This is a genomic window from Clostridium sp. HCS.1, assembly GCF_047900555.1.
Lineage (GTDB): Bacteria > Bacillota > Clostridia > Clostridiales > Clostridiaceae > Clostridium.
Genome location: NZ_CP170704.1, coordinates 2,894,441 through 2,918,681, shown reverse-complemented (window position 1 = coordinate 2,918,681; position 24,241 = coordinate 2,894,441). Strand labels below are relative to the sequence as shown.

The 24,241-nt window shown below is 27.2% G+C and carries 26 protein-coding genes and 1 riboswitch; of the genes, 20 read left to right on the top strand and 6 right to left on the bottom strand.

Annotation, left to right across the window (positions count from 1 at the left end; translation table 11 throughout):
* Positions 1 to 3 precede the first annotated feature (3 nt).
* Together ACFYH6_RS13885 and ACFYH6_RS13880 are read right to left on the bottom strand one after the other, a co-directional pair.
* On the bottom strand, positions 4 to 990 hold the full coding sequence (locus ACFYH6_RS13885; RefSeq protein ID WP_316344333.1) for a hypothetical protein: 987 nt from the start codon (positions 988 to 990) through the stop codon (positions 4 to 6).
* A 297-nt stretch (positions 991 to 1,287) separates the two neighbouring features.
* Positions 1,288 to 1,815 carry a DUF2321 domain-containing protein gene (locus ACFYH6_RS13880; protein ID WP_316344335.1) on the bottom strand — a complete coding sequence of 176 codons (528 nt, stop codon included), beginning with the start codon at positions 1,813 to 1,815 and terminating at the stop codon, positions 1,288 to 1,290.
* Positions 1,816 to 2,180: 365 nt separating this feature from the next.
* Here ACFYH6_RS13880 and ACFYH6_RS13875 point away from each other — a divergent pair, with 365 nt between their 5' ends.
* Positions 2,181 to 2,600 carry a hypothetical protein gene (locus tag ACFYH6_RS13875; protein ID WP_316344337.1) on the top strand — a complete coding sequence of 140 codons (420 nt, stop codon included), beginning with the start codon at positions 2,181 to 2,183 and terminating at the stop codon, positions 2,598 to 2,600.
* A gap of 83 nt (positions 2,601 to 2,683) precedes the next feature.
* On the opposite strand, the gene ACFYH6_RS13870 is transcribed toward ACFYH6_RS13875, so the two are convergent.
* Positions 2,684 to 3,121 (bottom strand): GNAT family N-acetyltransferase, encoded by a 438-nt coding sequence (locus ACFYH6_RS13870; RefSeq protein WP_316344338.1) that lies wholly within the window; start codon positions 3,119 to 3,121, stop codon positions 2,684 to 2,686.
* A 350-nt stretch (positions 3,122 to 3,471) separates the two neighbouring features.
* Here ACFYH6_RS13870 and rsgA point away from each other — a divergent pair, with 350 nt between their 5' ends.
* The 5 genes from rsgA (at position 3,472) to ACFYH6_RS13845 (ending at position 7,131) form a co-directional block, all read left to right on the top strand.
* On the top strand, positions 3,472 to 4,506 hold the full coding sequence (rsgA, locus tag ACFYH6_RS13865) for a ribosome small subunit-dependent GTPase A (RefSeq protein ID WP_416178335.1): 1,035 nt from the start codon (positions 3,472 to 3,474) through the stop codon (positions 4,504 to 4,506).
* A gap of 1 nt (position 4,507) precedes the next feature.
* Positions 4,508 to 4,960, top strand: a complete 453-nt coding sequence (locus tag ACFYH6_RS13860; protein WP_416178336.1) for a GNAT family N-acetyltransferase — start codon at positions 4,508 to 4,510, stop codon at positions 4,958 to 4,960.
* Between the two features lie 136 nt (positions 4,961 to 5,096).
* Complete coding sequence (locus ACFYH6_RS13855) at positions 5,097 to 5,360, top strand: RNA polymerase sigma factor (RefSeq protein WP_416178337.1); 264 nt, start codon at positions 5,097 to 5,099, stop codon at positions 5,358 to 5,360.
* 9 nt (positions 5,361 to 5,369) lie between these two features.
* Positions 5,370 to 5,669, top strand: a complete 300-nt coding sequence (locus ACFYH6_RS13850; protein WP_416246482.1) for an RNA polymerase sigma factor — start codon at positions 5,370 to 5,372, stop codon at positions 5,667 to 5,669.
* Entirely contained in the window at positions 5,662 to 7,131 is a 1,470-nt protein-coding gene (locus ACFYH6_RS13845; RefSeq protein WP_416178338.1) for a DUF4179 domain-containing protein, read from the top strand. Before ACFYH6_RS13850 ends, ACFYH6_RS13845 begins: the two co-directional genes overlap by 8 nt.
* 93 nt (positions 7,132 to 7,224) lie before the next feature.
* On the opposite strand, the gene ACFYH6_RS13840 is transcribed toward ACFYH6_RS13845, so the two are convergent.
* Together ACFYH6_RS13840 and ACFYH6_RS13835 are read right to left on the bottom strand one after the other, a co-directional pair.
* Positions 7,225 to 7,827, bottom strand: coding sequence for a DUF445 domain-containing protein (locus ACFYH6_RS13840; RefSeq protein WP_316344345.1), 603 nt, complete (start codon positions 7,825 to 7,827; stop codon positions 7,225 to 7,227).
* 263 nt (positions 7,828 to 8,090) lie between these two features.
* Positions 8,091 to 9,755 (bottom strand): glutamine--tRNA ligase/YqeY domain fusion protein, encoded by a 1,665-nt coding sequence (locus tag ACFYH6_RS13835; RefSeq protein ID WP_416178339.1) that lies wholly within the window; start codon positions 9,753 to 9,755, stop codon positions 8,091 to 8,093.
* A gap of 344 nt (positions 9,756 to 10,099) precedes the next feature.
* Here ACFYH6_RS13835 and ACFYH6_RS13830 point away from each other — a divergent pair, with 344 nt between their 5' ends.
* From ACFYH6_RS13830 to ACFYH6_RS13820, 3 genes are all read left to right on the top strand, one after another.
* On the top strand, positions 10,100 to 10,990 hold the full coding sequence (locus ACFYH6_RS13830; protein ID WP_416178340.1) for a lysostaphin resistance A-like protein: 891 nt from the start codon (positions 10,100 to 10,102) through the stop codon (positions 10,988 to 10,990).
* A 145-nt stretch (positions 10,991 to 11,135) separates the two neighbouring features.
* A complete protein-coding gene (locus ACFYH6_RS13825; RefSeq protein ID WP_316342402.1) occupies positions 11,136 to 11,894 on the top strand; it encodes a DeoR/GlpR family DNA-binding transcription regulator in 759 nt (252 codons plus the stop codon).
* Positions 11,895 to 11,911: 17 nt separating this feature from the next.
* A complete protein-coding gene (locus ACFYH6_RS13820) occupies positions 11,912 to 12,697 on the top strand; it encodes an HAD family hydrolase (protein WP_316342401.1) in 786 nt (261 codons plus the stop codon).
* Between the two features lie 74 nt (positions 12,698 to 12,771).
* On the opposite strand, the gene ACFYH6_RS13815 is transcribed toward ACFYH6_RS13820, so the two are convergent.
* Positions 12,772 to 14,556, bottom strand: coding sequence for an alpha-amylase family glycosyl hydrolase (locus ACFYH6_RS13815; RefSeq protein ID WP_416178341.1), 1,785 nt, complete (start codon positions 14,554 to 14,556; stop codon positions 12,772 to 12,774).
* 284 nt (positions 14,557 to 14,840) lie between these two features.
* On the opposite strand from ACFYH6_RS13815, the gene ACFYH6_RS13810 reads away from it, so the two are divergent.
* From ACFYH6_RS13810 to ACFYH6_RS13760, 11 genes are all read left to right on the top strand, one after another.
* The gene (locus ACFYH6_RS13810) at positions 14,841 to 15,311 is read left to right on the top strand and encodes a hypothetical protein (protein ID WP_416178342.1); all 471 of its coding nucleotides are present in this window, start codon (positions 14,841 to 14,843) and stop codon (positions 15,309 to 15,311) included.
* A gap of 359 nt (positions 15,312 to 15,670) precedes the next feature.
* On the top strand, positions 15,671 to 16,774 hold the full coding sequence (gene cobT / locus ACFYH6_RS13805; protein ID WP_316342398.1) for a nicotinate-nucleotide--dimethylbenzimidazole phosphoribosyltransferase: 1,104 nt from the start codon (positions 15,671 to 15,673) through the stop codon (positions 16,772 to 16,774).
* A gap of 17 nt (positions 16,775 to 16,791) precedes the next feature.
* Positions 16,792 to 17,343: a bifunctional adenosylcobinamide kinase/adenosylcobinamide-phosphate guanylyltransferase gene (locus tag ACFYH6_RS13800; protein WP_316342397.1), complete on the top strand. Its 552-nt coding sequence runs from the start codon at positions 16,792 to 16,794 to the stop codon at positions 17,341 to 17,343.
* The gene (locus tag ACFYH6_RS13795; RefSeq protein WP_416178343.1) at positions 17,340 to 18,092 is read left to right on the top strand and encodes an adenosylcobinamide-GDP ribazoletransferase; all 753 of its coding nucleotides are present in this window, start codon (positions 17,340 to 17,342) and stop codon (positions 18,090 to 18,092) included. The genes ACFYH6_RS13800 and ACFYH6_RS13795 overlap by 4 nt, the downstream gene beginning before the upstream one ends.
* 15 nt (positions 18,093 to 18,107) lie before the next feature.
* On the top strand, positions 18,108 to 18,500 hold the full coding sequence (locus ACFYH6_RS13790; RefSeq protein ID WP_416178344.1) for a bifunctional adenosylcobinamide kinase/adenosylcobinamide-phosphate guanylyltransferase: 393 nt from the start codon (positions 18,108 to 18,110) through the stop codon (positions 18,498 to 18,500).
* Positions 18,493 to 19,104, top strand: coding sequence for a histidine phosphatase family protein (locus tag ACFYH6_RS13785; RefSeq protein WP_416178345.1), 612 nt, complete (start codon positions 18,493 to 18,495; stop codon positions 19,102 to 19,104). Before ACFYH6_RS13790 ends, ACFYH6_RS13785 begins: the two co-directional genes overlap by 8 nt.
* Positions 19,105 to 19,121: 17 nt before the next feature.
* Positions 19,122 to 20,063 (top strand): cobalamin biosynthesis protein, encoded by a 942-nt coding sequence (locus ACFYH6_RS13780; RefSeq protein WP_416178346.1) that lies wholly within the window; start codon positions 19,122 to 19,124, stop codon positions 20,061 to 20,063.
* Positions 20,064 to 21,137 carry a threonine-phosphate decarboxylase CobD gene (gene cobD, locus ACFYH6_RS13775; RefSeq protein WP_416178347.1) on the top strand — a complete coding sequence of 358 codons (1,074 nt, stop codon included), beginning with the start codon at positions 20,064 to 20,066 and terminating at the stop codon, positions 21,135 to 21,137. It abuts the gene before it with no gap.
* Between the two features lie 54 nt (positions 21,138 to 21,191).
* Positions 21,192 to 21,372: riboswitch (cobalamin riboswitch) on the top strand.
* Positions 21,373 to 21,537: 165 nt separating this feature from the next.
* Entirely contained in the window at positions 21,538 to 22,455 is a 918-nt protein-coding gene (locus tag ACFYH6_RS13770; protein WP_416178348.1) for an ABC transporter substrate-binding protein, read from the top strand.
* The gene (locus ACFYH6_RS13765) at positions 22,442 to 23,476 is read left to right on the top strand and encodes a FecCD family ABC transporter permease (protein ID WP_416178349.1); all 1,035 of its coding nucleotides are present in this window, start codon (positions 22,442 to 22,444) and stop codon (positions 23,474 to 23,476) included. The genes ACFYH6_RS13770 and ACFYH6_RS13765 overlap by 14 nt, the downstream gene beginning before the upstream one ends.
* A gap of 8 nt (positions 23,477 to 23,484) precedes the next feature.
* Positions 23,485 to 24,240, top strand: coding sequence for an ABC transporter ATP-binding protein (locus tag ACFYH6_RS13760; RefSeq protein ID WP_416178350.1), 756 nt, complete (start codon positions 23,485 to 23,487; stop codon positions 24,238 to 24,240).
* Position 24,241 lies beyond the last annotated feature (1 nt).

The window sequence follows — 24,241 nt, the reverse complement described above, 5'->3', positions numbered from 1 at the left end:
TTATTAAATTAAGTCAAATAATTCTAAATTTCTATTCCTACTGTCTAAATATTTATTCCAATATAATTTATCATTATCTTCTTCATTATATATTGCTTGTTGTATAAGAATACTAGATGCTCCTGTTAATCTAGAAATGACACTATCATTAATACCTACTATTATCATATTTTTAATTGCATATTTAATTAATCCATTTAAGTCATTTCTACCAGTACATACATCTAAAAACCAAGATATATTAGAAGTTGGTACTGGAAGAGTATCTCCCTTTTTATTAATAAATAAACTATCTGAGACCTTACTATTTTTAATTAATATTTGGTTTCTTATATCTATATATTTTTTTAGTTGCTGCCCATATTTCTCTGGTAAAGTTAGTCTAAAATCATTAATTAAAATTTTATTATATTTAGCAATATCTTCAGTTACTTTAATCTTTCTCAATTCTCTGTAAGTAATTCCATTTAGTGCAATCAATTTTAAACATAAAGCAGCAATGAATTTACTATATTCTTTGTCTTTAGAAATTATGAAATTACTATCCTTACCTAACACGTCATCACATTTCAAAATTAAATCTCTTACTTCTTCTGATGTATATATTTTGTATGTATCCTTTTCTTTTAAATCAGGATCCTTAGATATATATTCATTTATTTTATATAAATAAGATTTATTTATTGTTGTTGGTAAATTCAATTCGTCATAGAATTCTTTATTTTCTACATATCCATGTGAAATTAAGTATTTGAAAAATTCACTTATTGCAGAAGCATATCTCTTTGCTTTACTAACAGATGCTAAATTACTTTTTATTTTATAATAATTGATACTTTCTATTACATTCTTAGTTCTAATACCTTGTAATACCTCTTTACATAATGGTAAGTTTTTAGACATTAGAAAATCAAGGAAAATCTTAACATCACTTCTATATCCATCTGGTTTTTTTATTAAAAATTCTTCTAATCGTTCGTTAATATTCATAAAATCACTCTCCCATAGAATAATAATTCTATAAAAGTAACATTTTTCCTTTTAAGTTTGTTCAATGGCCCCATGAGAATTTCTTCTATATCTTCTAGCTAAGATCATCTGTTTCAATTTCTTTAAATACATTTTTGATATTACAATGAGAGCATGATATATATTTACCAGATTTGAATGTGCTATTAAGTTGTTCAGTTAGTAATATAACTTCTTTACCACATCTTTTGCATTTATAAGTAGTATAATACAATCATAATCCCGTCCAAATAAAAAGAACCCTCGTTATTGAGAGTTCTATATAACACCTTGCTCTTTCAAAATTTTCAGGGCTGTTTCTGACGCTACATCAACAATGATTTGTCTAGCAACATCTCCAATTGATTTTCCTACTTTAGATAAATATTTTTTGATTTTAAATGCGCCTAATTGTGTTTTTGGATTATCAGTAGAAATTATTACAGCTGATTGTTTTAAATCTTCCTTTTCATCATTGCTTAATTCCTCCATAAGATCTACTATTTCATTTAATGCGTTAGTCCTAGATTCAGTCCATGGAAAGGGGCTACCACATTTTTTACAATAGCTTGGTAATTCAATTTCTAAACTTCCAATCCAACCTGATACATGCCTATATCCATCAATTGTCTTTTTACAGTTTGGACAAGTACTAATATTCTTAGCTCCACATTTTTCACAATATTCACTATTAGATTCAGGATATTCAACCATACAAGAGTTAATTATATGTCCATTTTCACATATCAACGCTGTATCAGTATAATCTTTACTTCTATTAGTTTCTCCATAGAAATCATCAAACATTGACTCACCTCCTTCCATAGAACAAATATTCTACGAAATTTGGCAATATCCTCTATTTTAAATGCTCATTTTAATATTCTTTTCTATATCTATAATAATTAGGTTGAGTTATACCTAATAATTTCATACATTCAACTGATTTAATATCACCAGATAGAACTCTTTTATATTCTTTTACGAGTTTATTGAAATCAAGAGCTCTAGGCCTTCCATAGTCATCCCATCCACCTAAATTTTTTAGCCATTAATAAACAATACAATTGCAAATAATTTATATTTTATATTTGTAAGCATAATATAAATTTATAAGGTCTACTTAGTTTATTAGACTTTAATAATATTTTTAGTAATAAGGGGTAATGCTTATGTTAAGTAGGTTAGTAAAGAGGATGAATGAATATAAATATATTTTTAAAAAAGCAACTCTTTTGATTTTTACTTTTTGTTTAAGCTTATTAATGATAGGATGTGTAAAGTGTAAAGTAGAAAGTGGTAAAACACAAAATTATATAAATGCAGTTGTAGATGATATAGCAGAAGAAATTATTAATGTTGTTCCAATAGACAATGAGAATGTTAATTCAGATAAAGATATTATTAATGCAAATTGTATTATTGTAAATAAAAATACAGTATCTACTGATAGTCTGCCAGAATTAGAAAAGGGAGACAAAATAAGAATTGTATATAATGGTGAAAGTGTAGAAGAAGATCCTTTAAAAATTGATATAGTTTTTGCAATATATTTACTAGATGAAAATGGTGAAGTTATACCTAACGAATAAAGTATAAAAGTTGATAAATAAATTTATCAACTTTTAATTTGAAATAGTTTTAAATTTTGCAGCGCATCTATTAATTATAAAAATTAAAGCTGCTTTTTAAATACATAACTTGTTTTATCAAATCCCATTTTGAGTTCATAAAACTTATGTGCTTCTACTCGTTGTAATCCTGATGATAGTGCAACTACATCACAACCATTTTCTTTTGCCCATTCATTAATAAATGATAGGAGGATTTGTCCGTATTTATTTGACCTTTTATTTACATCAGTAACTAAATCATTAACCCATATATGTTTGCCATAGTATAGGTTTGTAAGTTTAATCACCCCTATAACTGCAACAACTTCTTCGTCTACATAGAGTGCAAACATTTTATAGCCTTCTTTTTTCATATCTAGAATTAAGTTTAAATATGTTTCCTCAATTAAATGTGTTCTCAACTGCTTAATTATTGGAAATGCTTTAAGTAATTCTTCTTTATTTAATAATTCTTTAACATAAGTAGCTTCTTTATCCATGTATAGCTCTCCTTTTAATAATCATTCCGTAATAATCTATATTCATTTAATAACCTAATACATTGTTATTATGCTATTTAATACAATTGTTAATTAATATGTATTTTTATTATATATTAATTAGAGGTGTAATTGAAAAAAATATTAATAAAATTGTGTGAAAATTATGAGTATTAATATATAATAAATATAATGGTAATTACAAGATTAACCATTAATTATCTGAAAGGATGTGATGTTTTATGATGAGTTTAGTAAGAAGAATCAAAAACTATATTGTTGTTAAGGGGAAGGTGACTTCAATATAGCAATAAATATCCTTCCCAATATGTTTAATTTCGGGAGGAAGAATGAATAATAAAAACTTACTAGAATTAGGATTAAATGAAGGATACATTAAGGAAGCAAGTATTTATAATGAAAACTTTTATTTAGGAAGAGTTTCAGTACAATATAAGGATATTTATAGAGTTGTTACTGAAGAAGGAGAAGTACTTGCAAGAGTATCTGGAAAATTATCATATTCTTCAAATAGTACTTTAGATTATCCTGTAGTAGGAGATTGGGTATTATTAGATAGAACAGATAATAAAAATGGTGATGCTATAATTCATAAAGTATTAACTAGAAAAAGTTATTTTTCTAGAAAGATAGCTGGTACTAGATATGATACACAAGTTGTTGCAGCAAATATTGATTATATATTTATATGCATGGCTTTAAATAATGATTTTAATATTAATAGACTTGAAAGATATATAGCTGTGGCTTGGGATAGTATGGCAACACCTGTTGTAGTATTAACTAAGTCAGATTTATGCGAAGATATAGATGAAAGACTAAGTGAAGTTGAAGAAGCAGCTATAGGAATAGATATACTAGTAACTTCAAGTTTAAATGGAAATGGATATGAAAAAGTTAAAGAATATATTAAGACAGGAACAACAATAGCCTTTATAGGGTCATCAGGTGTAGGAAAATCTACACTTATAAATAAGTTATTAAATAAAGAAGTTTTAAAAACTAATTCAATTAGTGAAAATGATAAAGGAAGACATACAACCACTCATAGAGAGTTATTTTTATTAGAAGATGGTGGAGTAATAATTGATACTCCTGGAATGAGGGAACTTGGATTAATATCTGCTGATGTTAATAAGTCCTTTAGTAATATTGAAGAGTTAGAAAAACAATGTAAGTTTTCAGATTGTACTCATAAGAATGAACCTAAATGTGCAATAAGAGAAGCCATTGAAAATGGAGAATTAGACTTAGATAGATTAGAAAGATATAAAAAGCTTAAAAAAGAAGAAGCATATAATTTATCAAAGGCTAAGAGTCACGAAAGGCATAGGATTAAAAGTCTTATGAAGGGGAAGAGATAATATGAGTATATATTTAAAAGATATCGATGAAAATAATTTAGAGGAATGTACCCTTTTAACAACTAATAAAGAGGGAAAGCACTATGTTTTTGAAGAGTTTGTTGCTTCAAATGCCTTTTCAATTGCACAATCTAAGGTTCAAAAGGGATGGATTGTGAAAGCAATATATGATGATGACTTAATGGTTGGCTTTACAATGTATGGATATTGCTATGAATATTCTTTTTATGAAATATGTAGGTTTATGATAGACCATAGATATCAAGGAAAAGGATATGGAAAACTTGCCTTAGGTAAAATAATTGAAGAAATGAAGAAATTTGAGGATTGTAAGGATATATATATTTCCTTTGATCCGAAGAATAATATTGCAAGAAAACTTTATGAAAGTTTTGGATTTAAGGATACAGGAAAAGTTTTAGAAGAAGAATTATTATTTAAATTAGATGATTAATACAAAGAGTTGCTAGGCAACTCTTTTTTTATAATAGAATTTATTGTGTATTTCGATGGAACTTTTAAATTAAGGTATGCGTCTAATTAAGTGAAGATAAGTTAATATAGCTATGGTAAATGGAAGGGGAAATATAATGAATATGTCTAATATTATTCCTATAGGGATATTAAATAAACTTAAAGATGAAAAGCTTAAGAAAAGTAATGTTAGATTAGCTATAGAAGGAGATAAGGAAGCTTTTGGTATTTTAATTAAAGAGAATTTAAAGTCCTTATATATTGTTTGTAGGGGAATTCTAAATAGTGAATATGATATGGAAGATGCTCTTCAAAATACTATATTAAAGGCATATGAGAAAATTCCATATCTAAAAAATGAGGAGTTTTTTAAAACCTAGTTAACAAGAATTTTAATAAATGAATGTAACAATATAATAAGAAAAAATAAAAAGATTACTTATATTGAGGATTCACAAATAAATAATGAAGTTTATGAGGATAAATATAAAAATATAGATTTAATTAGAGCCATGGATTCATTAAATTCTGAGTTAAGGTTAACCATGTGGTTATTTTATTTTGAAGATATGTCTATAGAAGAAATAAGTAATACTCTAAAAATTGCTAAGGGAACTGTAAAGTCTAGATTAAATAGAGGAAGGGAAAAAATTTATAATATTATGAGTGAGGTATGTAATCATGAATAATTATGATGAAGACAAGTTTAATGAAGATCTAAGGAAAGAGGCGAGAAATATTAATATAGAGGTACCAGATAAGTTGAAAAATAATATATATAAAACTTTAGATGAGCTACCAGAAAGAAATGTTAAAAGAAAAAGTAAATTTAAAAAAGCATTAGGATTAGTTGCTGGAGCCATAGTTTGTATGTTCGCTTTTAATATAGTTATGCCTGCTTATGCAGAAAATCTACCTCTTATAGGACCAACTTTTAAAAGTATTAATGAGGCAATAGGTGTTGGAAAGCAATATGTCGAAGGAGCAAAAGATATAAATATATCAAAAAAATATGAAGATACTACAATGACAATTAAAAATATTTACTATGATGGAATAGAATTAGCTATAGCTTATGAGTTAAAATCAGAAAATGGGTTTGATGATAAACCAATAATATTTCCTATTATAAAAAGTGGATTTAAAAATATAGAATATGATAATGAGGAAAATGATGGTGATTTTATAAATGATAATACTTATGTTGGATTAGCCTCTTATACATTTACAGAAAATGAATTGTCTGACAAATCTAAAATAGAGTTTACAGTAAATGATTTATATGGAAATTGGGTGGGACATTATCCTAAAAAATATAAGTTTAAGCTTTCTTTAGATGCTGAAAATATGGGGAAAGAAACACATAATATAAATAAAGAAATTAACTATGAAGATAGAGTATATAAGATTAAAGAAGTTATTACAAGTAAGCTAAATACATTTATATATGTTGATATATTAAAAAAAATTAATAATGATATTAATTCAGAAAAATCAACTGAAAATTATGGTCTAAGATCAGATGATAATAAATTAAGATTTTTTATAATAGATGATAAGGGAATGCCTATAGATAATAGAGGAATGAGTCTAAGTAGTAGTTTTAATATAAATAAAGATTTATTGGGAAATGGTACATTCAGATTTAGTAATGCATCAGATAATGCAAAATCAATAACTATTATTCCATATATAAGTGAGGATTATAAGAAGTGGGGTACCGAAAAAGGAGAACTAAATAAAGACAGCAACACATTAAAAGGAGAGTTAAATAAAGACAGTAAAACATTAATAAAGATTCAAACAGGAGGAGAGTATATTGTCAATGGTATTGACTTTAAAGAAGATAAAACTTTAATGGATATTAAAGTTAAAGGATATTTAGAAAGAATAGATAATATAGGAATTGGATTTTGGAAAGACGGGAGGGACGATGAAGATAGATCAAATTGGGTAATTAATGACAAATGGTACGAAGAAAAAACTCCAATAGACATTCAAGATATAAAATTTAATGGAATAAATGATGGGTATAATTTTACTTTAACTTTACCACCATTAGATAGTGATAAAGAGTATTATTTTTCAGCAGATAACAGTAAAAAGATAATATTAGAAAATGAAAAAATAACTATAGATTTATCTAAATAGTAAAAGATTAACGCTATTTGAATTGAAATATTATTCAAATAGCGTTTTTTTACTATAATAAAGTATAAAGTTTTATATATGTAAATTTATCAATTATAGGAAAATAACTAAAATTCCTTGAAGTACTCCAATAACAGCACCTAGTACAAGCCCTAAAATTTCAATATGCTTTAGTTCTTTTTTTGCAACTTTAATTATTATCTCTTCTAGTTTTTCTAAGTCTAATTCATTGATTTTCTCTTCAACAATTTTTTGAATATCAACATTTTCCTTAGCTTTATTTAATAAATCAGCACTAATTTCATTAACTGCCTTAGGAACCTCATTATTTAATATTTCATCAATATAAGGTGATGCCATAATTCTAAAGGGCATAGGAATAATATTTAGTTTTTCATTTATTACATTTTTAATTTTATCTATTAAATAAGAATTGAAGTTTTCACCATTAGAGCTATTAAATGCTTGATCTAATATATCCTCCATTGAAAGTAATTCATTAGAAATAACTTCTCCTATGTTAGTAGCAATTTCATTTTTCCTTTTAGGAATTAAGCCTATTATTTCAATATTTAAAATAGGAATTTTTATTGGTTTAATTGGTCTAAATAAAAGCTTTATTGCTAAGATATTAGTTACCCATCCAATAAGTCCGCCAACAATTGTTAGTATTAATATAGTTGTAAAATTATTCATAAGTGCCTCCTAATATGTAAAGTATATTAATTGTGCAAATAAAACACATAGAATATTTTATAACCAAGAAAGAAATATTTCAACAGAAAAATTGACTAATCAGTATAAAATTTTACTGTATAGCTTTTAATAAATAATTATATAAGAAAAGAGAGTTGCCAAAGCAACTCTCAAAAAAATCCAATAATTCAGTTCACTGAATTATATCTACAACTTTTTAATTCTTTCATTTTTTCATTCTTTAATTCTTTCATTTTTAATACTTAATTATTAATTTTAAATGAGCTCTTAAGTGAAACTATTCTGTTAAATACAAGCTTCTCATCAGTAGTGTACTTAGGATCAACATTAAAGAATCCGTTTCTTACTAATTGGAATTTATCTTGTGGTTTTGCAATCTTAGCAGTAGTTTCTTCAATAAATCCTTCTAATACTTCTAATGAATTAGGATTAATTTGTTCTAAGAAATGCTTTCCTTCATTTTCAGGAGCATCATCTAATATTAATGGTTCATAAAGTCTAAATTCAGCTGGCTTTGCAGTTTTTGCATCTACCCAGTGGATAGTTCCTTTAACTTTTCTTCCAGTAAATCCAGAACCACTCTTAGTTTCTGGGTCATAAGTACAATGTAATTCAACTACATTTCCATTTTCATCTTTTATTACATCGTTACATTTAATAAAGTAAGCTCCAATTAATCTTACTTCGTTTCCAGGGAATAATCTAAAGTACTTTTTAACAGGTACTTCCATAAAATCTTCTTGCTCTATATATATTTCTCTTGAGAATGGAACTTCTCTAGTACCAGCCTCTTCATTTTTAGCATTATTTGGAACTGATAGCATTTCTGTTTGTCCTTCTGGATAGTTAGTTATAACGACTTTTAATGGTCTTATAATAGCCATAGCAGCATTAGCCTTAAGTTGTAAATCTTCTCTTATGAAATGTTCAAGCATTTGAGAATCTACAACTGAATTAGCTTTTGAAACTCCAATTGCACTACAGAAGTTTCTAATAGCTTCAGGGGTATATCCTCTTCTTCTTAATCCAGAAACAGTAGGCATTCTTGGATCATCCCATCCATCAACAACTTTTTCATCAACTAATTGTTTCAGTTTTCTCTTACTCATAACAGTATTAGTCATGTTAAGTCTAGCAAATTCAATTTGTCTTGGAGTATGTTCCATTTCACATTCTTTAACAAACCAATCATAAAGTGGTCTGTGATCTTCAAACTCTAAAGTACAAATTGAGTGAGTTATTCCTTCAATTGCATCTTCAAGAGGATGTGCAAAATCATACATAGGATATATGCACCACTTATCTCCAGTATTGTGATGTGTTGCATGAGCAATTCTATATATTATAGGATCTCTCATATTAATGTTAGGGGATGACATATCTATTTTAGCTCTTAAAACCTTAGTGCCATCTTCAAATTCACCCTTTTTCATTCTTTCTAATAAATCAAGGTTTTCTTCTACAGATCTATTTCTGTAAGGACTTTCTTTTCCAGGTTCAGTTAATGTTCCTCTATATTCTTTTATTTCTTCAGCCGTTAAATCACAAACGTAAGCTAATCCCTTAGTAATTAATAGTTTAGCTTTATCATACATAATGTCGAAATAGTTAGATGCAAAATATATATTATCCCAATTACCACCTAACCATTTAACATCTTCTTTAATTGATTCAACGTATTCAGTGTCTTCTTTAGTAGGATTAGTATCATCAAATCTTAAATTAAATTTGCCTTTGAATTCTTCTGCTAGACCTGAATTTAAAACTATTGATTTAGCATGACCTATGTGTAAGTATCCGTTTGGTTCTGGTGGGAAACGAGTTATTATTTCATCATGCTTTTTATTTTCTAAGTCTTCAATAATTATATTTCTTATAAAGTTAGATGACATATTTTCATTTGACATATGCAAACCTCTCCTATACAAATTATCTTTTAGTATTATATATAGTTATATACTATTTTTTTCTTTTAAATCAAATATTATATAAATAATAAATATGTATATAATTTTAAACTAATGCTGAGAAAAAATAAAGTATTAGTAAGGTAAAAGATAGCTTTTGTGAGTATTTATGAAAAAGTATATATTATTAAGTAGATTTTTAGAGAATTTTATATAAAAGATAATATATTAAGTATAATTATAAATAAAATACAATTGGATATTTATTATAATTTATGGTATAAAAAGTAAAAATAGGGTATAATTATTTTATATATACTTTTAGCTAGAAGGGAGAGAATTTTATGAAAGAAAAGGTTAAAGCATTTTTTGCAGCTATAGGATACTTAATTATAGCATTATTATCTCAATTATCAGTAGCCACTATTGGTGGAATAATTATAGGTATATTCTATGTAATAAATGAAATGGGGAATACTACTAATGGTATAAATCCTATTAACCCAGACTTAGATAGTCTTATACAATTTACCTTAAGCGTAACAAATATTTTTCTGTTAATTTCATCCGTATTAACTATTCTTATTCTATTTTTAATTTATAAAATAAGAAAGAAAAATTGTAGTGATGAGCTTCAACTTAAGAAAACTAGTGGCTTTAATATTGGCTTTGCAATTATTTTAGGCATTTCTTGTTGGTTATTTAATTCAGGAGTATTAAGTTTAATTGATGAAGCAAGACTATTTTCAAGTCAATTTCAGTATATGGAAGATTTATTGGCACCACTTAGTAGTGGTAGTTTAATTCTTTCTATTATTACAGTTGGAATCATTGCACCTTTTGCAGAGGAATTTTTATTTAGAGGAGTTATTTATAATACTTTAAGTAAAAAGATATCAATAAGATGGACTATAATAATACAAGCTATATTATTTGGGGTTTTCCATTTTAATTTAATTCAAGGTGTGTATGCAACACTTTTAGGGTTAGTATTTGGATATGTTACTTATAAGACAAAGTCCTTGTGGCCAGCTGTTATTATGCATATACTTAATAACTTAATTGCAACTATAGCACCTTATGTTTTAAGTGAAAGCTTTGGTGGAACTATGGTTTATATATTATTTGCTATAATAGGAGCTATTGGAATAATTATAGGAGTATTTTTCACTAAGACTAAAAATATAGATGATGAAGAAATAATAAGCTTTAATAGTACTAATAATTTTAATTAATTTTAAAGAGCTAGGATACATTTTTAAATGTATCTTAGTTCTTTTTTCTTGCTTATATATAAAAAATGCTATAAAATAATAATAAATAGTAATAAACGATAACAATTAATAATAAATAGTTATAAGAAGGTGCATTTTTGTGTTTATGGAAGAAAGGCTTGAGGATATATTAGCTATTCTTAAAAGAGATGGAAAAGTTAGAGTTAAAGACTTAAGTGAAAAATTTAATGTTTCTGAAGGCATGATTCGTAAGGATTTATGTAAATTAGAACAATATGGTGGTATAAAAAGAACCTATGGTGGTGCAATTTTAGAAAGAAAAATAGAGCATAATGAAAATACTTCATCTAGGGTAATTATGAATTTAGATGAAAAAGAAAGTATTGCTAACATAGTAATTAATGAAATAGAAGAAGATGATGTTATTTTCTTAGATATTTCTAGCACAAATTATATGGTTTCTAATATGCTTACTAACTTTAATAAAAAAATAACTATAATAACTAATATGAATAGAATAGCTATGGAATTTGATTTTAATCCTAATATAGATATAATTCAAATAGGGGGAACCTATAATAAAAGACTTGGAGGAACAGTTGGAGCTTTTTCTATTGAAGAAATTAAAAAGTTTAAAATAGATAAAGCCTTTATAGGGGCTGGAGGTATTAACATAGAAGAGAATTTTATAAGCAACTTTAACCTAGACGAAGCAGAAACAAAGAAGGCTATAATTAATGCTAGTAGAGTGACTTATTTATTAGGAGATAATAATAAATTTTATAAAGATGGTTCATATAAATTTACAACATTAAATGAGATTGAATATATAATTACGGATAAAGAGCCAGATATAAATATAATGAAAGCTCTTAAGGAAACAAAAGTTAAACTATTGTATTAGAAGGAAGGAATTTGAAAATGATAAAATTAATAGCATCAGATATGGATGGAACATTGTTAAACGAAAAAAATGAAATAAACCAGGAGTTTTTTGATATTTATCATAAGCTTGTGGAAAAGGACATAATATTTGCAGCAGCCAGTGGAAGGCAGTATTATAATCTATTAAAAAGATTTGAAAAAATAAAAGATAATATGATGTTTATAGCAGAGAATGGTACTTTTGTAGTATATAAGGGTGAAGAAATTCTGGTTAATGCTTTAGATAAAAATATTGCAATAGAGCTTATAAAAATAGGTAGAACTATAGAAAATGCTTATGTTATTGTATGTGGTAAAAAATCTGCTTATATAGAAAGTAGCGAAGAGAGATTAGTTAAAGAAACAAAAAAATATTATGAGAGATATGAAATAGTAGATGATTTAACTAAAGTAGAAGATGATATATTAAAAGTAACAATATGTGATTTTTCAGGATCAGAATTTAATAGTAATAATTATTATAATGAATATAAGGACAAGCTTCAAGTAACAGTATCAGGAGAAATTTGGCTTGATATAACTGCTAAAGGTGTTAATAAGGGAGTTGCAATAAATAAAATTCAAGATATGCTAGATATAGATCATAAAGAAACTATGGTATTTGGAGATTATCTTAATGATTTAGAAATGATGGGCAGTGCTTATTATAGTTTCGCCATGGAAAATGCCCATGATGATTTAAAGAAGGTTTCTAGATTTATTGCTAAGAGCAATAATGATAATGGCGTAGTAGAAGCTATAAAAGAAGTAGTAAAATTTTAGTTTGGAAAATTTAATACATATTAAATAAGAAATGGAGCTGTTGTAACAGCTCCATTTTTCATTGTGCGAAAGCATCATTTTACTTCTTCTAATAATATAACTCCATTTTTATTAGGCGATATATTAACTTTTCCATTTTTAACAGTATATTTTTTACCTGTATAAAAATCCTTTATCTTAGTATCATCATCCCAAACTGAAGAAACATCTATTTCAGATTCATCATAAGCTTCAGTTGATATAACCACCTTATCATTTATATTATTTTTATTATATGTTCTACTAAAAGCATAAGGAGAACTTTGAAGCATATTATGGTAACCAGCTCCAATAGAAATATGATTGGATCTAAATTGGCCAAGCTTTTGCCAATGTGATAAAACTTCTTTATCCATTGAGTCCCAATTCATATCTGACCTTGAAGGTTGGTCCTTAGCTGTAGTAACAGTATTAGTAGACGCCTTTCTGTTTGATTCATCACCATAATATATTTCAATTCCACCTGGAGTCATTATTAATTTAGTTCCAAGATTAATCATATTACCTCTTGTTAGTCCAGTATCGTGGGAAGAAATATAACTTAGAACATTAAATTTATCATCATTATTTATTTTGTTAGCATATTCAGAATATATTTCTTCAAGATATTCTAAGCTATCACCTTTAGGAAAATCGAAGTTAATTATAGAATCAAAACCATTATCATAATACTGATTTTTATCTAAGCCTTGTCCAAAAACTTCACCTGTCATCCAAAAGTCATCTGACCATTTGGCACCAGGTTTATCTGGATTATTTTCCCTCCAAGTTTTTAAGGCTTTATTACTTTCATCTTTTAATTCTTGCCATCTATAAATATCAATATGTTTAGCGGTATCAGCCCTAAAACCATCTATTCCAAATTCCTCTACCCAAGCAGCAAGCCATTTAATAATATATGTTGAAGGATCTACATTTAAATCAGTTCTATATTTTACTGCTGAAGGAACTATCCAATCTTCATTATTTTCAACTTTATCTTTTTCCCATTTTCTTTCAAGAATTGGTGGAAGAGATACTGGTTCTTTTGATTCGGTTTTAATATCTGGTAGTCCAGATAAATTCATAGTAATATCATTATTTCCACCAGAAGTATAACCAGGAAGTCCAGCTCTTATCCAATCAGTTCCCCACCATTTAGCCCACTCCTCTTTAGAGCCAGCATAATCTACAATTGTCTTATTATAAGTATCATAATTTTCAAATTCACTTGGTTGCCAATTTCCAATATCAATAGAGGGATTTTTTAAAGGCTTAAAGTCGTAGTCTGACATGTCTTTTAAATTAGAATAACCTGTATGATTAATAACTACATCTAGAACAACTCTAATACCTTTAGAGTGAGCAGTATCAACAAATTCTCTCATATCTTCTACAGTACCCATATTTTTATCAATAGATGTCCAATCTAAAGCATAATAGCCATGATATCCATAATGAGCAAAGGAACCAGAGTTATCTCCAGAAATAAATCCATGGATTTGCTCCACAGGTGAAGTTATCCAAATAGCATTAATACCTAAATCATTAAAGTAATTTTCTTTTAATTTTTTTGTTAATCCTTTTAAGTCTCCACCATGAAAGGTACCAACTGTTGAACCTTTTGCATCTATTGAAAGACGTTCATAGGAATTGTTGTTACTTTTGTCACCATCATAAAATCTATCTGTCATAACAAAGTATAAGCTTAAGTTTTCCCAAGAAAAGTCTTTGTTTTCATAAGGGGCATTATTTTTATTAATATAAATAAAAATTGTTGCTGGAATAATTAATATAAATGTAATGATAACTGATATATATATCACTCTCTTTTTTGCCATGGAAACACCTCTTTAAGATAATATAATTAGAATTTATCATACTAAGGCTATGATAACAATTACAAAGGAGCTTTAAATAGCTTTTTTGGATTTGGATACAAAATAATAAGAAAAAATTAGATAATAATAACATTAAAAGGACTTTAGTCCTATGATTTTATGACCATAATAACCTAATAAAGGACTTTAAAAAGTTAGGTATTAGTACGAGAATATAGATATAAAATAAGATGTTAGAATTAGAATAAAATTTAGACCAAGTATATAATAAAAGGAGGCTAAATGTGGATTCTATTGAAATAAATGATATTCTTTCAACTACAGTATTATATGAAGGCTTTGCGTATTATAGTAATGTCTTTAACTTTTCTAATGATAGTATTAACAAACTAAAAAAAATAGCTTATAAATATAAAGATTATGATGCAAATACTATGGAAAATGAAGAGGACACATATTTAGAAAATGATAATTCATATTTAAGAGAATTTACATATAAATTTACAAGCTTTATTTCAATTGAAAAATTAATATATCCATCTGTTAATAATGATATCATTAGTTATGAAGTTATAGATTTATCAGGTGACAAAGAAATATTAATACTATCAAGTGAAAATGTTAATATAAATAATGAAAACATAGAAATTAGACTAAATAATATTAAAGTTAATTATATTAAAGTAAGAATAAAAAGTAAAAACAATATATGGTCAAAGGTTTCAGATATTAAAATAATAAAAAATATATGTTAATAAGTATAAAAACTTATAAATTGATTTCAAAAGAATTATTGCCTTTACATGTAAGAGATAAAAATATAATGTTATTGTGACTTATAGGTTAATATGTCACCTTAACTATATTTTTATCTCTATTTTTTATTTTTTAGGAATTTATAAAAATATTACCCTGTTAATAATTTTTTATAAATTCCTTTCCTTCAGTATTCGAGGATATAGATATTATCTTCTGGCGACTTGGAGCCTGCGACGGAGCAAAGAAGATAATATCTATATCCTTTTTTACGTCTATTTAATCATAGCTTTATTGACTTTTAGTTAAAATTTAATATATTATAACAAAAAAAGAAGAATATAATTAGGTGATTTTAATGAAGTATAAAAATGAAGTTCAGGCCATTATTGATAATATAGAAAAGGTAGATAAAAAAGCAATAGAAGATGCTAGAAAACGAGTAGCTTCTTTAGCAAAGCCTTTAGGAAGCTTAGGGAAACTTGAAGATTTAGCTATTAAGTTGTCTGGAATTACTGGTAAAGTAAAAAATAAAATAGATAAAAAATGTATAATAATATTATCTTCTGATAATGGAGTAGTGGAAGAAGGAGTTGCATCATCTCCACAATATGTGACATTAGCACAAACTATTAATTTTTCTAAAGGCCTTACTGGTGTTGCAGTTTTAGCAAAGGAAAATAATACAGATTTAATTGTTGTAGATATTGGAGTTAATTGTGAAGGAGAAATTCCAGGAGCAATTAATAATAAGATTAGAAAAGGTACATATAATATAGCAAAGGGAGCTGCTATGAGTTATGAAGAAGCTTTAAAGGCTATTTATATAGGAATTGATTTAGTAAGAGATGCTAAGAAAAAAGGATATGACATCTTAGGGGTTGGAGAAATGGGCATTGGCAATACTACTACAAGTAGTGCAGTTTTAGCTTCCATAGTAGATTGTGAAATAGACGAAGTGGTTGGTAAGGGAGCTGGTCTTACAGATGAAGCTTTCATACTTAAGAAAAAGGTAGTAAAGAAGGCAATAGAGATAAATAAGCCAAATAGAGAAGATCCAATAGATGTAATTGCTAAGGTTGGAGGCTTTGATTTAGCTGGAATGGTAGGAGTTTATTTAGGAGCAGCTTATTATAAGCTTCCTATTGTAATAGATGGATTTATTTCAGTAGTAGCAGCCTTAGTAGCAACTAAATTATGCGATAATGTTAAAGATTATTTAATTCCATCACATCTTTCAAAAGAAATAGGCTATAGTATTGCTATGGATAATATAGGCCTTGAGCCAATGTTAAATTTAGATATGAGACTAGGGGAAGGGAGTGGTTGCCCCATAGCCTTTTCAATAGTTAATTATGCTTGTGCTATGATGAATAATATGGCTACCTTTGCTGAAGCGGAAATAGATCCAAGCTATTTGGAGAACATTAAAGATAAAAAAAATTATATTGTTGATAAATAGAAAAAGGGTTGAATAAAATGATTATATTATTAGTTGGTGGTTCTAAAAGTGGAAAATCTATGGCAGCTCAAGGTTATGCAAAAAAGTTGGAAAATAAAGAAGGAATATTATATTATCTTGCAACTATGAAGCCTTCTGACCTAGAGGATAACAGTAGAATAGAAAGACATTTGTTAGATAGAGAAGGCTTTGGATTTACAACTATAGAAAAAGATAGGGATTTAAAGGATATAGTGTATAAATTAAATAATAAAGATACTATTTTATTAGATAGTATTACTTCTTTAGTTACTAACGAGATGTTTTGTGAAGGTAATTTTATACAGAATATAAGTGAAAAGATATTTGAAGATATAGCTTTTATAAGTAAAAAGGTAGAAAATTTAATAATAGTTACTGATTATTTATTTAGTGATGGAATTATTTATGATAATTATACAGAAACCTTTAGAAAGGAAATAGGAAGGCTAAATATTAATTTAGCAAAGTTTTCAGATATTGTTATTGAATGTAGCTTCAATAATGAAATAATACATAAAGGTAGAGAGTTGGTAGGAATGTTAAAATGAAGAATTTAATTAATGGTTTTATAATGGCTTTAAGCATGTTTACGATATTACCAGTACCATATAAAGCATGGAAGGATGATGCAGTTAGGCATATGATGAAGTTATACCCTTTAGTTGGTATGGTTGTTGGACTTATAAATTATATAGTATTTAGACTTACAGAGTATTTTAACCTTTCCATTATTTTAATATCAGCTATAACAATGGTTATACCTTTTGTTATAACAGGAATGTTACATTTAGATGGGTTTATGGATGTAAGTGATGCATTATTGTCTAGAAGGGATAAGCAGGAAAAGGTAAGAATTCTTAAAGATCCTAATACTGGGGCATTTTCGGTTATTTCCCTTGGAATATTATTTATAATTGATTTTGCTGCTACCTATACTTTAGTAGAAAATAAATCTAACATAATTGGAATTATTATCATACCTATTATATCAAGAAGTCTAATGGGGCTTATGTTACTAAAAAAAGAAGCTATGAAGGAAAGTTCATTAGGCTCTTATTTTAAAAAGGGAACTGGAAAAGTTGATATATTAATTTTATATATATTTTTAATAATATCTTCAGGCTTATTTATGCTATTAGGAATAAAGTTTATCCTAGTACCTTTAGCAATGATAATTATTGCTATTCTTTCTGTAGAGAAAAGTATTAGGGAACTTGGAGGAATGTCAGGGGATATTGCTGGCTATGGACTAGTACTAAGTGAAGTATTAGGAATATTTGTCTTATCGATTATTTAGTTAGGAGTGATAGCTTTGATTTTAATTTTCGGAGGAGCTTATAATGGAAAATTAAGTTTTGTGAAAGAAAAGTTTAATATTACAGAAGATGAAATATACACAATAAATGATGAATTAAATAACATGGATATAGATTTCACTAAAAGTGTAATTAATGGATTTCATAAATTTATATATAAGCTTTCTTTAAAAGGAATTGATGCCACAGAGTATATGATGAAAAATAAGGAACTTTTTAAAGATAAAATAATTATATGTGATGATATTTCCCAGGGAATAGTTCCTTTAAAAAGGGAAGATAGAATGTGGAGAGAAAATACAGGAAAGTGTCTCCAATATATAAGTAAGACTTCTAAAACTGTTTATAGGGTTTTCTGTGGAATAGCAATGGTGCTTAAAGATGAGTAAGATTGAAGTAATATTAATAAGGCATGGAAAAACCATTGCTAATGAAAAAAGGTTATATTGCGGTAAAACAGATTTATCATTAAGCGACAATGGAATAGAAGAATTAAAAAAATTAAAGGAAAGCCTTAATTATCCAAAATGTGATAAATACTATACTAGTGGAGCTAAGAGAGCAAATGAAACCTTTAAGATTCTTTATGGAAATAATGATTTTATAGAATTAAGAGGTTTCTTTGAATATGACTTTGGAGAGTTTGAAATGAAATCCTATGAGGACTTAAAGGAAGATGAAAGATATATAGAGTGGATAACAGATAAGTCAGGAGAAATAAGGTGTCCTAAGGGTGAAAGTAAGAATGCTTATAAAAAAAGGATAAGAGAGCAGTTTATATCTTTTATTAAAGATATAAATAATAAGAAAATCAATTCAGCTTTATTGATTTCCCATGGGGGAACTATAGGTACAATATTAGAAGAATTTCATGATAACAGTAAAAACTTTTATACTTGGCAACCTAGCTTTGGACAAGGATATAAAATTACAGTAGAGTTTTTAAATAATAAATTTGAAATTACAAAAGTTGAAGATATAAAGAAGATATAAAGGTTAGGAAGAAGAAAATGAAGGAATTAACTATAGGTTTTTTATTAGATTTATTAATAGGAGATCCACAAAACCCCTTTCATCCAATTAGATTTATAGGGAGCTTATGCAGTAGTTTGGAAAAATTATTTAGAAAGATACTAAATAATTACTTAAAAATTGCAGGTTTATTAACTTGGATTTTTTCTGTAGCAATAGTTTATATTATAAGTTTTTTAATTCTAAAGTTAAGCTTTAATATTAATCATATTTTAGGTACTGCTATTAGTGGAATTATGATTTACTTCACAATTTCAGCTAAGGCTTTAAAGGTAGAAGGCTTAAAAGTTATAAAATTTTTATTGAAAGATGATTTAGAAGGGGCAAGAAAACAACTTTCATATATAGTTGGAAGAGATACTAATTCATTAGATACAGAAGGAATATTAAGAGCAGTAGTTGAAACTATAGCAGAAAATATGTCAGATGGTGTTGTAGCACCATTATTTTATGCTGGATTGTTTGGAGCTCCCTTTGCTTTTGTATATAAAGCTGTTAATACTATGGATTCTATCTTTGGATATAAAAATGATAAGTACAAGGATTTCGGTTATTTTCCAGCTAAATTAGATGATATATTTAATTACATACCAGCTAGACTTACAGGATATTTAATAATACTTTCATCCTACATATTAAAGTTAGATTATAAAAATTCTTATGAAATATACTCTAGAGATAAATATAATCATAGTAGTCCAAATAGTGCCCATCCTGAAGCAGCTGTAGCAGGAGCTCTAGGATTAAAGCTAGGAGGAGCAAATTATTATTTTGGTAAATTAGTAGAAAAGCCAACTATAGGAGATAATATAAAAAATATTGATATTTCAGATGTTTATAAAACTAATAATATATTGTATTTAGTTACAATCTTAAGCTATTTAGTTGCTGTTGTATTAAATTTAATTGGAGGATTTTAAATGAGTAAGGTAGTTCATGGTGGAAATATAGATGAGATATCTAGAAATTTTAATTTAGATAAAAGTAAGCTTATTGATTTTTCTGCTAATATAAATCCTTTAGGAATTAATACTAGAGTTAAAGACATAATAATAAAGTCTTTAGATGAAGTTGAAAAATATCCTGATATTACATATTTTAATTTGAAATCAGCAATAAGTGAATTTGAAGGCGTAGAAAACAAAAATTTAATTTTAGGAAATGGAGCTGCAGAAGTTATTTTTAATTTAGTTAGAGCTGTAAAGCCTAAAAAGGTATTATTACCTGCACCTACTTTTGGAGAATATGAGGAAGCAGCCTTAAGTGTAAATAGTGTAATTAAATATTATCACTTAAAAGAGGGGAAAAATTGGATTATTGACGAAGAAATAAATAGTTACATAAATGATGATATAGACATGGTTTTTATTTGTAATCCCAATAATCCTACAGGAACTCTTACTAGTAAAGAAACAATTATAAATATAATTAAAAAAGCAAAATTTACCAATACAATTGTTGCAGTAGATGAATCCTTTTTAGATTTTATAAAGGAAGAAGAAAATTATTCAGCAATTAGATTGATAAAAGAATATGATAATCTTTTTATAATTAAATCTATGACTAAACTATTTGCAATACCAGGTATAAGAATAGGATATGGTATTTCTAGCAATGAAGATATTCTAAATAAAATAGAAGCTCTTTCAGTTCCATGGAATATTAATGTTTTGGCAGAGAAGGCAGCAATATATTCTTTGAAGGAAAAAGAATATATTGAGAGGACTATTTCATATATTGAAGAGGAAAAGAATTACTTATATAATGAGCTAAATAGCTTTCAGGATATAAAAGTTTTTAAGCCATCTGTTAACTTTATAATGTTTAAAATGAAAAGAGAAATTGATTTAAAATTAGAACTTATGAAGAGAAATATAATTATAAGAAGCTGTAGTAACTATGAGGGATTAAGTGATAAGTATTATAGAGTTGCTGTAAGAAAAAGAGAGGAAAATGAAAAGTTAATTCAAGCACTAAAAGATGTTATAAAATAGAATATTATAATTGACATATTATATGATTAATAATATAATTCTAAATGAAATTTAAGCTATATAACTATATAAGGTGCTTTTTTAAAAGCTTAATAGGGAATCAGGTATAATCCTGAGCTACCCCAGTAACCGTGATATGGACGAAATCTATTTAAGCCACTGCTTTATGTAGCGGGAAGGCTAGAGAGTAGGATGAAATTAAGCCGGGAGACCTGCCTTTTATGGGAAAACTATTATCTTCTGAGGGTGGGATAATGGGAATACTATTATATTTTTGAGTTAGTTTTATAATTCAAAATTATAATAAAGGTATTTTAGGGCATACTCTTGGTGTGTCTTTTTTTTATTTTGTAATAAGAATTACAAAATAGCCCTAATAAAATAATTAGGAGGATTTATTATGAAAAAAAGAAGTAGAATTCTTTCATTAGTCTTTGCAATGATGTTTTCTTTAGCATTATTTGCAGGGTGTAGTAATACTACAAAAACTATGACAGATAGGGAAGGAAATGAATTTACCTTGCCTAATAAGGTGGAGAAAATAATATCAACAGCACCATCTAATACAGAAGTATTAGTTGCTTTAGGCCTTTCTGATAAACTTGTTGCTATTGATAAGTATTCAGTAGATGTTGAGGGTGTAAATACAGATTTACCACAAATTGATTTTAGAAACCCAGATGCAGAAACATTGATTTCTTTAGAACCAGATATGATTATAGCATCAGGACATAATAAAGCTGGTGAAGAAGATCCATTTAAATTAGTTAAGGAAGCTGGAATACCAGTAGTATATATTCCAAGTAGTGATAGTATAGATGGAATTTATGGTGATATAGAGTTTATTGCTGAAATAACTAAAACTGAAAAGCAAGGAAAAGAAATAATTGAAAATATGAAAAAGGAAGTTGAAGAAATAAAGGCAATAGGAGAAAAAATAACTGATAAGAAAAAAGTATATTTTGAAATTGGTTCAACTCCTACTTTATATAGCTTTGGTAAGGATACTTTCTTAAATGAAATGATTGAAATAATTGGAGCAGAAAATATATTTGCAAATGAAATGTCTTGGATATCACCTACACCAGAATCAGTTATAGCTGCAAATCCAGACGTAATATTTACAAATGTTCCAGATCAAAATGGAGTAAAATCTGTTGATGAAATTAAGAGCCGTGAAGGATGGGATAGTTTAAATGCAGTTAAAGAAGGTAATATCTATAGTGTGGATAAAAATACTTCTTCAAGACCTTCACAAAATGTTATTAAGGCATTAAAGGAAATGGCTAAGGCTATTTATCCAAATGAATATAAATAGAGATAAAAAAATTAAGTCATTGCTGATACTATCAGTGCCATTAGTATTTTTAATAATTTGTATTGGAACTTCCATTGGAAGTTCCAATATTAGCATTATGGATATTATATCAATAATTGCACATAAATTATTCAATATTAATTTAATGGAAGGCATTGAAGCGAAGGATGTTGCAATAATATGGAGTATTAGATTACCAAGAGTTTTATTAGCTTTTTGCATTGGTGGAGCTTTAGCAGCAAGTGGAGCAGTAGTTCAATCCGTATTAAAAAATCCGTTAGCTTCCCCATATACATTAGGAGTATCATCAGGAGCTTCGCTAGGCGTAGGACTTTTAATTGTTTCAGGAATAACTATCCCTTTCCTTGGAAATTTTTCACTACCCCTAGTAGGATTTTTATGTAGTTTAATTACAATGATTATAGTTCTAGCCTTTGCTAGTAAGGTTGATAAAAAGCTATCTAATACAACTATTATTTTAACTGGAATGGTATTTTCATTATTCTTTAATGCTGCTTTAACAACATTAACAGCCTTATTTACAAAGAAAATGGAAGCTATAACTATGTGGCAAATGGGATCATTTTCTATGAGAGGATGGAGTTACCTTAAAGCTGGAATTCCATTTTTCTTAATTGGAATAATAGGAGTTATGTCTTTTGTTAAAGAAATGGATATTTTGACTTTCGGAGAAGAAGAAGCTAAATCTATAGGAGTAGAAGCAGAAAGGGTAAAAAAATTTCTTTTCATTTTTGTAGCAATACTAACAGGTGCTGCTGTGTCCATAAGTGGAACTATAGGATTTGTAGATTTAATTGCACCTCATATAGTAAGAAAGGTTTTTGGCTCAAAACATGCCTATGTTATTCCAATGTCAGTGGTTTTTGGTGGTTGTCTTATGATAATTACGGATTTAATAGCAAGAACTATTATAGTTCCATCTGAATTACCAGTAGGTGCAGTAACTGCAATGATAGGGGCACCATTCTTTGCATACCTATATTTTAAAAAGTCAAAGTAGGTGATTAAATGTTAGAAGTTAAAAATATATATTGTGGTTATAATGGAGAAGATGTAGTAAAAAACGTTAGCTTTAAAGTGAATAGAGGAGAAAATATTTGCATAGTTGGACCTAATGGATGTGGGAAAAGCACCCTTTTAAAAGCTATAGCAAATTTACTTTCTTTTAAAGGAGAAATACTACTAGATGGGAAGGACACTAAATTATTAAAAAGAAAAGATTTAGCTACAAAAGTTTCTTTAATGACTCAAAGTTCAAACATATTATTTCCCTATAGCATATATGAAACAGTTGCTTTAGGAAGATATGCTCATTTAAATGGTGTATTTTCTAAATTAGGTAAGAATGATGAAGAAATAATAAATAATAGTTTAGAGAAAGTTGGGATTTTAGATATTAAGGATAAGCTTATAAGTGAATTATCTGGTGGTCAGCTTCAAAGAGTTTTTTTAGCTAGAGCATTTGCTCAAGATCCAGATGTAATTCTATTAGATGAGCCGACTAATCACTTAGATTTAAGATATCAAATAGAAATATTAGAATATTTAAAGCTTTGGGCAAAGGAAAATAATAAAATAGTTGTTGCAGTATTACATGATTTAAACTTAGTCCAAAACTTTGGAGACAAGGTTTTAATGCTTAAAGATGGTACTCTTATTAATAATGGGGATACTAGAGAAGTATTAAATGGAAGAGACTTAGAAGAAGTTTACGGAATAGATATAAAGTCATTTATGTTAAGAACTTTAAATAAATGGAGGTAAA

What these genes read in the sequence shown, in the direction of transcription:
- ACFYH6_RS13885 (WP_316344333.1), bottom strand. Translation starts at nt 990, where the DNA reads ATGAATATTAACGAACGATTAGAAGAATTTTTAATAAAAAAACCAGAT.
- ACFYH6_RS13880 (WP_316344335.1), bottom strand. Translation starts at nt 1,815, where the DNA reads ATGTTTGATGATTTCTATGGAGAAACTAATAGAAGTAAAGATTATACT.
- ACFYH6_RS13875 (WP_316344337.1), top strand. Translation starts at nt 2,181, where the DNA reads ATGTTAAGTAGGTTAGTAAAGAGGATGAATGAATATAAATATATTTTT.
- ACFYH6_RS13870 (WP_316344338.1), bottom strand. Translation starts at nt 3,121, where the DNA reads ATGGATAAAGAAGCTACTTATGTTAAAGAATTATTAAATAAAGAAGAA.
- rsgA (WP_416178335.1), top strand. Translation starts at nt 3,472, where the DNA reads ATGAATAATAAAAACTTACTAGAATTAGGATTAAATGAAGGATACATT.
- ACFYH6_RS13860 (WP_416178336.1), top strand. Translation starts at nt 4,508, where the DNA reads ATGAGTATATATTTAAAAGATATCGATGAAAATAATTTAGAGGAATGT.
- ACFYH6_RS13855 (WP_416178337.1), top strand. Translation starts at nt 5,097, where the DNA reads ATGAATATGTCTAATATTATTCCTATAGGGATATTAAATAAACTTAAA.
- ACFYH6_RS13845 (WP_416178338.1), top strand. Translation starts at nt 5,662, where the DNA reads ATGAATAATTATGATGAAGACAAGTTTAATGAAGATCTAAGGAAAGAG.
- ACFYH6_RS13840 (WP_316344345.1), bottom strand. Translation starts at nt 7,827, where the DNA reads ATGAATAATTTTACAACTATATTAATACTAACAATTGTTGGCGGACTT.
- ACFYH6_RS13835 (WP_416178339.1), bottom strand. Translation starts at nt 9,755, where the DNA reads ATGTCAAATGAAAATATGTCATCTAACTTTATAAGAAATATAATTATT.
- ACFYH6_RS13830 (WP_416178340.1), top strand. Translation starts at nt 10,100, where the DNA reads ATGAAAGAAAAGGTTAAAGCATTTTTTGCAGCTATAGGATACTTAATT.
- ACFYH6_RS13825 (WP_316342402.1), top strand. Translation starts at nt 11,136, where the DNA reads ATGGAAGAAAGGCTTGAGGATATATTAGCTATTCTTAAAAGAGATGGA.
- ACFYH6_RS13820 (WP_316342401.1), top strand. Translation starts at nt 11,912, where the DNA reads ATGATAAAATTAATAGCATCAGATATGGATGGAACATTGTTAAACGAA.
- ACFYH6_RS13815 (WP_416178341.1), bottom strand. Translation starts at nt 14,556, where the DNA reads ATGGCAAAAAAGAGAGTGATATATATATCAGTTATCATTACATTTATA.
- cobT (WP_316342398.1), top strand. Translation starts at nt 15,671, where the DNA reads ATGAAGTATAAAAATGAAGTTCAGGCCATTATTGATAATATAGAAAAG.
- ACFYH6_RS13800 (WP_316342397.1), top strand. Translation starts at nt 16,792, where the DNA reads ATGATTATATTATTAGTTGGTGGTTCTAAAAGTGGAAAATCTATGGCA.
- ACFYH6_RS13795 (WP_416178343.1), top strand. Translation starts at nt 17,340, where the DNA reads ATGAAGAATTTAATTAATGGTTTTATAATGGCTTTAAGCATGTTTACG.
- ACFYH6_RS13785 (WP_416178345.1), top strand. Translation starts at nt 18,493, where the DNA reads ATGAGTAAGATTGAAGTAATATTAATAAGGCATGGAAAAACCATTGCT.
- ACFYH6_RS13780 (WP_416178346.1), top strand. Translation starts at nt 19,122, where the DNA reads ATGAAGGAATTAACTATAGGTTTTTTATTAGATTTATTAATAGGAGAT.
- cobD (WP_416178347.1), top strand. Translation starts at nt 20,064, where the DNA reads ATGAGTAAGGTAGTTCATGGTGGAAATATAGATGAGATATCTAGAAAT.
- ACFYH6_RS13770 (WP_416178348.1), top strand. Translation starts at nt 21,538, where the DNA reads ATGAAAAAAAGAAGTAGAATTCTTTCATTAGTCTTTGCAATGATGTTT.
- ACFYH6_RS13765 (WP_416178349.1), top strand. Translation starts at nt 22,442, where the DNA reads ATGAATATAAATAGAGATAAAAAAATTAAGTCATTGCTGATACTATCA.
- ACFYH6_RS13760 (WP_416178350.1), top strand. Translation starts at nt 23,485, where the DNA reads ATGTTAGAAGTTAAAAATATATATTGTGGTTATAATGGAGAAGATGTA.